Origin of the sequence: Streptosporangium minutum (genome assembly GCF_002149035.1) — a bacterium.
Taxonomy (GTDB): Bacteria; Actinomycetota; Actinomycetes; order Streptosporangiales; family Streptosporangiaceae; genus Streptosporangium; species Streptosporangium minutum.
Window position 1 is genome coordinate 1 of record NZ_NGFP01000525.1, and the last position, 910, is coordinate 910.

The following is a 910-nucleotide window of genomic DNA, read 5'->3' on the forward strand; positions in this document are numbered from 1 at the left end:
GGGCCTCGCCGTACCCGCGCCCTCCGGCACCGCAGGACCGGTCAACCCACCACCAGGCACCATCGCGGGCCCCGCCGTACCCACGCCTCCCGGCACCGCAGGACCGGCCAACCCACCACCCGGCACCATCGCGGGCCCCGCCGTACCCGCATCACCCGGCACCGTCGCGGGCTTGTTCCGGCCGTGGCCGAACACCAGGAAGGCGGCGTCGGCCGCCGCGGTCGCCACGAGAGCGGCGGTGAACCATGGAGCCGTCTCGCTCAGAGCCAGCAACGGGAGAGGGAACTGGGCGAGCACGACGGCGACCGGCAGCGGCAGCCTCAGCGGGAGCAGCCGAGAGTATCCCGCCACGACGAGCGCGATCAGGGCGATCAGCAGGGCGGCATAGTCGAGCGCGGCGATGCGGTCGGCCCCGGCCAGGCCGACCCGCCGGGCCGCGTAGCCGTCCAGGAAGAGCAGGGCGACGCCGAGCACCGCGATGGTCTCGGCGGTGGCGGCGAGTTCTCGCCTCATCAGGAGCTTCGGCACGGCGAGGGCCAGCACGGTGATCCCGGCGAGGATCGCGGCCCTCCCGCCGATGCCGATCTGCCCCCAGCTGACCACCGTGAAGACAATGGCCGCGACGGCCAGCAGCAGACCGCCGAGCACGAGCAGCAGGTTCTGCACGGCCTTCGGCGAGAAGTCCCGCCGTGGCGAGGCGGCCGGAGGACCCGGCTGCCCGGGGGCCGGAGGACCCGGGCGTTCCGACACCGGGAATCCCCGCTGCCCAGGGGCCGGAGGACCCGGGCGTTCCGACACCGGGAATCCCGGCTGCCCGGGGACCGGAAGCCTTGGCATGGCTGGTACGGAGGAACCCGGCCGCGCGGACACCGGAGACACCGGCTGTCCGCGCGGCCGGGTTCCTCCGTAC

Annotated in this window: 1 pseudogene; it reads right to left on the reverse strand. The window is 74.5% G+C overall.

From position 1 onward, the window contains the following. Positions 1-750 (reverse strand): annotated as a pseudogene (locus CA984_RS46945) (hypothetical protein); the annotation flags it as partial. Positions 751-910: the final 160 nt, after the last annotated feature.